The sequence below is a fragment of the Leucobacter soli genome, from assembly GCF_042659205.1.
Taxonomy (GTDB): Bacteria; Actinomycetota; Actinomycetes; order Actinomycetales; family Microbacteriaceae; genus Leucobacter; species Leucobacter soli.
Window position 1 is genome coordinate 1 of record NZ_JBHSRW010000111.1, and the last position, 7,356, is coordinate 7,356.

General features: G+C 70.8%; 8 protein-coding genes. 6 read left to right on the forward strand and 2 right to left on the reverse strand.

Translation table 11 applies throughout. The features are described 5' to 3' along the window. The 5 genes from ACFPZL_RS08095 to ACFPZL_RS08115 all read left to right on the forward strand — a co-directional run. Positions 1-322: uroporphyrinogen-III synthase (locus tag ACFPZL_RS08095; RefSeq protein ID WP_382335065.1), on the forward strand; the 322-nt coding region annotated here is incomplete at its 5' end. Further along, a complete protein-coding gene (gene hemB / locus ACFPZL_RS08100) occupies positions 319-1,305 on the forward strand; it encodes a porphobilinogen synthase (protein ID WP_218114796.1) in 987 nt (328 codons plus the stop codon). The genes ACFPZL_RS08095 and hemB, both read left to right, overlap by 4 nt. Further along, complete coding sequence (locus tag ACFPZL_RS08105; RefSeq protein WP_218114797.1) at positions 1,293-2,663, forward strand: glutamate-1-semialdehyde 2,1-aminomutase; 1,371 nt, start codon at positions 1,293-1,295, stop codon at positions 2,661-2,663. Before hemB ends, ACFPZL_RS08105 begins: the two co-directional genes overlap by 13 nt. 60 nt (positions 2,664-2,723) lie before the next feature. Next, positions 2,724-3,479: a FadR/GntR family transcriptional regulator gene (locus ACFPZL_RS08110; protein WP_218114798.1), complete on the forward strand. Its 756-nt coding sequence runs from the start codon at positions 2,724-2,726 to the stop codon at positions 3,477-3,479. A 149-nt stretch (positions 3,480-3,628) separates the two neighbouring features. Further along, a complete protein-coding gene (locus ACFPZL_RS08115) occupies positions 3,629-4,063 on the forward strand; it encodes a siderophore-interacting protein (protein ID WP_218114799.1) in 435 nt (144 codons plus the stop codon). Positions 4,064-4,097: 34 nt separating this feature from the next. Here the strand turns inward: ACFPZL_RS08115 and ACFPZL_RS08120 are convergent, their stop codons facing one another. Beyond that, positions 4,098-4,589 (reverse strand): Dps family protein, encoded by a 492-nt coding sequence (locus tag ACFPZL_RS08120; RefSeq protein WP_218114800.1) that lies wholly within the window; start codon positions 4,587-4,589, stop codon positions 4,098-4,100. 121 nt (positions 4,590-4,710) lie between these two features. Next, a complete protein-coding gene (locus ACFPZL_RS08125) occupies positions 4,711-6,477 on the reverse strand; it encodes an FAD-binding protein (RefSeq protein ID WP_218114801.1) in 1,767 nt (588 codons plus the stop codon). Positions 6,478-6,554: 77 nt separating this feature from the next. Here ACFPZL_RS08125 and ACFPZL_RS08130 point away from each other — a divergent pair. Beyond that, the coding region (locus tag ACFPZL_RS08130; protein WP_382335068.1) for a LysR family transcriptional regulator at positions 6,555-7,356 on the forward strand (802 nt) is incomplete at its 3' end.

A 7,356-nucleotide genomic window follows, 5' to 3' on the forward strand; every position in this document is an offset into this window, starting at 1 on the left:
TGCCGCCGGGCACCGCCCGGAGCGAGTCGGCGCCTACCGCACGGTCGCCGCACCACGCGACCCGGCCGTCGAGGCGGAGGTGGCCGCGGGACGCATCGATGCGCTTCTCGTCCTGAGCGGATCCGCCGCGCACGAGGTCTCCGAACGATTCGCGCCGATCCCGCCGCGCACCCGGCTCGCCGCGATCGGCGGACCCACCGCACGTGCGCTCGCCTCCCACGGGCTGCGCGCCGCGGTCGTATCGGCCGTCCACACCGTTCCCGGGCTGCTCGACGCGCTCGGGGAGGCATTATCCGCACCCACCGAAGGAGCCCACGCATGACCCCGGTCATCCGCCCCCGCCGCCTGCGATCGACCCCGGCGATGCGCCGACTGACGGCGGAAACCCGACTGCATCCGGCCGAGCTGATCCTCCCGATGTTCGTCCGCGAGGGCCTCGCCGCGCCCCGTGAGATCTCGTCGATGCCCGGCGTCCAGCAGCACACGATCGATTCGCTCGTCCGCGCCGCTGCCGAGGCGGCGGAGGCTGGCATCGGCGGTGTCATGCTCTTCGGCGTGCCGGCCGCCCGCGATGCGCGAGGCAGCGCCGCCGACGACCCAGACGGCATCCTGAACGCCGCGACCCGCGCCTTGGCCCGAGAAGTCGGCGACGCCCTCGTCGTCCAGACCGACCTCTGTCTCGACGAGTTCACCGATCACGGCCATTGCGGGGTGCTCGCCGAAGCCCCCGACGGCGGGTCGCCGGAGGTCGACAACGACGCGACGCTCGACCGCTATTGCGCGATGGCCCTCGCGCAGGCGGAGGCCGGCTCCGCGCTGCTCGGCCTCTCGGGCATGATGGACGGGCAGGTCGCCGCCGTGCGGAGCGCCCTTGACGGCGCGGGCTTCGAGCGCACCGCGATCCTGGCCTACGCGGCCAAGTACGCCTCGGCCTTCTACGGGCCGTTCCGCGAGGCCGTGGATTCGCAGCTCGTCGGGGACCGTCGCGGCTACCAGCAGGATCCGGCGAATCGACGCGAGGGCCTGCGCGAGGCCGCCCTCGACCTCGACGAGGGCGCAGACATCGTGATGGTCAAGCCGGCGATGAGCTACCTCGATGTGCTCGCCGACGTCGCCGCGATGAGTCCGGTTCCGGTCTGGGCGTACCAGGTCTCGGGCGAGGTCGCGATGATCGAGGCCGCCGCCGCGAACGGATGGATCGACCGGAGACGCGTGATCGAGGAGACGGTCACCGGTATCAGACGTGCGGGAGCAGATGCCGTGCTGAGCTACTTCGCCGTCGAGCTCGCGGGATGGCTGAAGTGAGCGCGGGGCGGCACGCGGGCACGCGGAGCAGCACAGCGCGAAGCGAGGAGCTCGCCGCGCGCGCGGGCCGGGTCATCCCCGGGGGTGTCAACTCGCCGGTACGGGCCTTCGCCTCCGTCGGCGGGGCGCCGCGTTTCCTGGTCTCGGGCCGAGGCGCCTACGTCACCGACGCGGACGGCAACGAGTACACGGATCTGGTGGCGGCCTGGGGACCGGCCCTGCTCGGGCACGCCCATCCCGCCGTGATCGACGCGGTGAAGAGCGCGGCGGAACGGGGTCTCGGCTTCGGCGCATCCGTGCCCGCGGAGGCCGAGCTGGCCGAAGAGATCATCTCCCGCGTGCCGGCGGTCGAGCGCCTGCGTCTCGTCTCCACCGGCACCGAAGCGACCATGACCGCGATCCGCCTCGCGCGCGGGGCCACCGGCCGTCCGCTGCTCGTGAAGTTCGCCGGGCACTATCACGGACACTCCGACGGACTGCTCGCAGAGGCCGGATCCGGGCTCGCGACCCTGTCGCTGCCTGGATCCGCCGGAGTCACCGAGGCGACCGCGGCACAGACCCTCGTCCTGCCCTACAACGATCTGCCCGCCCTCGAGGCCGCCTTCACCGAGCACGGTGAGCGGATCGCCGCGATCATCGCCGAGGCCGCGGCGGCCAACATGGGCGTGCTGCCGCCCGAGCCCGGCTTCACCCGCAGCATGATCGAGCTCGCCCACCGTCACGGCGCACTCGTGATCCTCGACGAGGTGCTCACCGGCTTCCGCGCGGGGCCCTCGGGCTACCTGGGCGTCCTCGGCGACGAGCTGCGCGGCGACGGGACGGGCGACCCGGTCGCCCCCGATCTCCTGACGTTCGGCAAGGTCGTCGGCGGCGGACTCCCCCTCGCCGCGGTCGGCGGGAGAGCCGATCTGATGGATCTGCTCGCCCCGCTCGGCCCCGTCTACCAGGCGGGAACGCTCTCGGGCAATCCGGTCGCCCTCGCCGCCGGCCTGACGACCCTGCGACATGCCGATGCCGCCGCTTACAGCCGGATCGCCGCAGCCGCGGACGCGATCGCGGGAGCCGTCTCGTCCGCCCTCGACGGAGCCGGCGTACCGCACCGGGTGCAGCGGGCAGGCACGCTCTTCAGCGTGCTCTTCGGCGAGTTCGCCGCCGCTCCTCGGGGCTACGCCGAGGTGCAGCGGCAGGAGACGGTACGCTACCGGGCGTTCTTCCACGCCATGCTGGACCAGGGCGTCAACCTGCCGCCGAGCGCGTTCGAGGCCTGGTTCGTCACCGCTGCGCACGACGACGCGGCCGTGGAGCGGATCGTCGCGGCGCTCCCGGGCGCGGCACGCGCAGCCGCGCGTTCGCTATAGTGAGGAGACCCCGTCCGGCCCGTTGCACGGGGGCTCCACACTCCAACGGCCGAGGTTCGCATGCCATCATTCCAGAGCGGTTCGCAGAAGGCGCGCGATACGCTGACCTTCCTCCGCGCCCGGATCACGAGCGGCGAGTGGGCCATCGGCGAGCTCATCCCGAAGGAGCCCGAGCTCATGGAGCTCATCGGCGTCGGCAAGTCGACCGTGCGCGAGGCGGTGCGCTCGCTCGCGACGCTCGGCATGCTCGAGACCGTTCCCGGCGTCGGCACGTTCGTCCGGGCGCGCACCCCGGTCAGTTCGCTGCTGACCGAGTTCCTCGCGGATCAGGATCTCGAGGAGGTGCTGATCTACCGGCGCTCGCTCGAGATCGAAGCGGCGCAGTCGGCCGCGGTGCATCGCAGCGATGAACAAGCGGCCGCGCTTCGGGCGGCGTACGAGCGCAGCCTGGTGTCGCGGTCCGAGGAGGCGGATCGGCACATCGCGATCGACCGGCCCGATTCGTTCCACCGGCTGATCGTCGAGGCGAGCGGGAGCAAGCTGCTGCTCGAACTCTATTCCGGCGTGATGGCCGTTCTGCGCAGCGCGAGCGACCGCGGCCTGGTGTTCCTCGGCACGACCGTCGAGACCATGCATCTGGACCATCGAGCGGTGCTGGAGGCGATCGAGCAGCGCGACGTCCGTCATGCCGCGCATGCGATGGCGTTGCACGTGGACCGGGACCTCGGGCTCCACACCGACATGCTCGATTTCGCGCCGCACACGGAGCGGGTCGAGACGTTCATCGAGGCCGGTCTGGATCCCCAGCCCCGGTGACGCGGCGATCCGCCGCCCTCCGCTCGATCCGTCGCCCGTCGCTATCCGGCGTCCCGTCAGGGCACCGTTTCGCGACCCGTTCGGATGCAATGCTGAACTTTCTCCGAAAGATTCATCCGATGTTGTTGAGGTGTGCCTAAAATGGAAGCGTGAACCACGACGACCGCGCCCAGGATGAGCTCATCTTCATCGACCCGAGCTACCTGGACTGCGTGCTCGCGGCCGGTGACGCCGGCGACCTCCCCGTTCTCCGCGAGTGGTGCGCCCAGCTCCCGCCGACCGCCTACGGGCGGGTCTTCGTGGAATGCGCGTCCGCCGAGCCCATCGAGCTGCCGGTCCCGACCGGTGTCGGAGTCACCTGCGTCGCGCCCCGGCCGGGCGGACCCGACGGCAGCGCCGTGGTCGACGCCGTCGAGGCGTGGCTGGACGAGTGGCTGCGCGGGGATCCGCTCAGCGGTCGTCACATCGCACTGTGGGCCGGCGCGCAGGGATCCCCGGCCGCTCGCGACCACTGGAGCCGCGTGGAGTCGGAGCTCGCCGAGATCTGGGCGGCAGCGGCCGAGTACCGCGCCCAGTCCGCGTAGACCGACCGCGGGATCATCGGTCGGCGCCGGCCGCTCAGTCCGCGTAGTGGGAGAAGAGGAACCAGCGATCCTTGTCGAGCTGGCGGGCCAGTTCGATCGCGATGTCCTGACTCGGCAGATCGATGTCGTCGAGTCCGTCGATCGCCGTGTAGATCGTCTCGATCACGGCGTCGAGCTGCGCAACGACTTCGGCCACCGTCACCACTGACGCCTGGAATCCGTCGCTCATCTCCGGCGTGCTGGTCTTCGCCGCGACCGTGCCGATCCGCGCATCGACCGGGAGACCGAGCGCGACGATCCGCTCGGCGACCGTATCCGCGCCCTCCTGCGCGTGGTCCACGAGGTCGTCGAGGAACTCGTGCACGCCGATGAAGTTGGCGCCGCGCACATGCCAGTGCGCCTGCTTGCCGTTCACGGCGAGCGCGACGAGGTCGCGCACCACCGGGGCGAGGTAGCGCGCCACACCAGCGGGTCGATCGAGTTCGCCCTTGGCGACGGTCACCGAGGTCTTCTTCGTCACAGTCATGGGTTCCGCTCCGTTCGTATCGTCGCACCGAGATGCGGCAGAGCGCATCGGCGTTGACTCCACGCTACTCCGATACGCCGCAGGCGCAAGGGAGGGAAGGCTCACCTTCGTCGGCCGAGGGCTACTCCACCAGCTTGCCCGCGACGGAATCGTCGATCCGTTCCTCCGCGAGGTGCGCGAACGCCGCAGGCGCCTCCGGCAGCGGCTCGAACACGGGGCCGCTCTGCGGGGTCCATACGAAGTTGCCGCGCAGCTCCTCGCGCTGCTCGGGGAAGTCGGAGCGGTTGTGGCACCCGCGCGTCTCGCGGCGCTCCCTGGCGCACTCGAGCGTCGCCCGAGCCGCCAGCAGCGAGCCGTAGAGGTCGAAGGCGTGCACGAGGTCGTCGAAGCCGGCGATATCGGGATGCACGCCGAGGCCCGCCGCGCGCGCCTCGATCTCATCGAGCTGCCGCAGGCCTGCTGTCAGACCGGCCTCGCTGCGCACCACGCCGGCGTGCTCGGTCATCAGGTCGCGCAGTGCGCGCTGCAGCAGACGCGGGGTCTCGGTGCCACGGCTCGCGAGCAGGCCCTGCATCTCGGCGCGCGCCTCGGCGACGACCTCGTGCGAGCGCGAGACACTCGTCAGGTTCGTAACGTAGTCGGCGGCGTCGGTGCCGGTGATGCGCCCGTAGACCAGCAGCTCGATGAGCGAGTTGCCGCCGAGACGATTCGCTCCGTGCAGACCGCTGGAGGCCTCGCCGATCGCGTAGAGTCCGGCCACCCCGGTGCCGTGATCCTCCGGGCGCACCCAGACGCCGCCCATCGAGTAGTGCGCGGTCGGCGCGATCTCGATCGGCTCCTCGGTGATGTCGAGCATCTGCAGGTCGATGAGCGTGCGGTAGACCCGGGGAAGTTTCTCGAAGATCGTCTCGCGCGGCAGGTGCGAGACGTCGAGGAACACGCCGCCGTTCGTCGTGCCGCGGCCCTCGATGATCTCGGTGTAGCTCGCGAGCGCCACACGATCGCGGGTCGAGAGTTCCATCCGTTCGGGGTCGTACTTCTCCATGAAGCGCTCGCCGAGCGCGTTGCGCAAGATGCCGCCCTCTCCGCGCGCGGCCTCGGAGACGAGGGTGCCGGCGGCGTCCGCGGGCTCCAGGATGCCCGAGGGGTGGAACTGCACGAGCTCCGCATCGCGGATCCTGCCGCCCGCGAGCGCGGCTAGGCGGAACGAGTCGCCGGTGTTCTCATCGCGTCGCGAGGACGTGTTGCGCCAGATGCGGTTGTGACCGCCGGCGGCCAGGATCACGGCGTCCGCGTGGATGATGACCGGCGTGCCGTCGACGACGTCGAAGCCGTAGGCGCCGAAGATGCGGCCGTCATCGGCCAGGAGGCGGGTGATGTAGATCGTGTCGACGATGGGTACTTCGAGCTCGCGTGCGCGCCGCAACAGCGTGCGCTGGATCTCCAGACCCGTGTAGTCGCCCGCGTAGCAGGTGCGGCGGTACTTGTGCGCGCCGAAGAAGCGCTGGCTGATGCGGCCGTCGGCCTCCCCTGCGAACGGCATGCCCCACCGCTCGAGATCCTCGATCCCGCGAGCCGCGCCCTTCGCCACGATCTCGACGATGGCCGGATCCGCGAGGAAGTACGATTCGCGCAGTGTGTCGGCCGCGTGCTGCTCCCAGCTGTCCTCGGGATCCATCGTGCCGAGCGCGGCGTTGATCCCCCCTGCGGCGAGCGTCGTGTGGGCGTCGTGCTTGCGCCGCTTGCCGACCGCGAGCACCTGGACGCCGCGTTCGGCGAGCTCGATCGAGGCTCGGAGCCCCGCTCCGCCCGTGCCGATGACGAGCACCGAGGTCGAGAGGAGTCGTTCGGTGCGTGCGGAGACGTGTTCGGATGCGTTGATGCTCATGCCGACCACGCTAGGGATCGCACGACGATTACTCTAATGAATAGATCGGATGCTGACGATGCAGATACGCTATCGACATGAACCTCGAGCAACTGACCGGATTCGTCGAGGTCGCAGCCCTCGGCCACTTCACGCGCGCCGCGGATCGCCTGCACCTCGCCCAGCCCTCGCTCAGCCGGCAGATCGCCGCCCTCGAACGGGAGCTCGGCGTCGAACTCTTCCACCGAGCCCGCGGCAACGTGACCCTGACCGCGGCCGGCGAACACCTCCTGCCGATCGCCCGGCGCATGCTGGCGGACGCCGAAACCGCACGGGACGAGATGGCCGAGCTCGTCGGCCTGCGCCGCGGGCGGGTGCGGCTGGGTGCGACGCCGACGCTCTGCACGAGTCTCGTCGCCGAGGCGCTCGCAGAGTTCCATGAGGCCCATCCCGGCATCGACATCGAGATTCTCGAGCGCGGCTCCCGAACCCTCATCTCGGCGCTGATGGAGGGCGCGCTCGATCTGGTGCTGATCGTCACGAGCGTCTCGTCGGGAGCCGCCCGCGCCGTACTCGATCGCGAGGCCATCCTGAGCGAGCGTCTCGTCGCGGTCTCGTCGGCCGCGCTCCCGGATCCGTTCGTCGACACCGGCGCGAAGGCCGGCGAAGCCGTGACCCTGCGCCGCCTCTCGGAGGTGCCGCAGATCATGTTCGCGGAGAGCTACGACGTTCGCGCCGCGGTCGACGCGGCGTTCGCGGCGGAGGGCCTCACCCCCGAGGTCGTCGTCGCCGGCGCCGAGATGGACGCCGCACTGCGTTTCGCGGAGCGCGGCATCGGCGTCGCCGTCGCACCCGCGATGGTGGCGGCGGATCGCCCGCAGTTGCGCGCGACGCCGATCG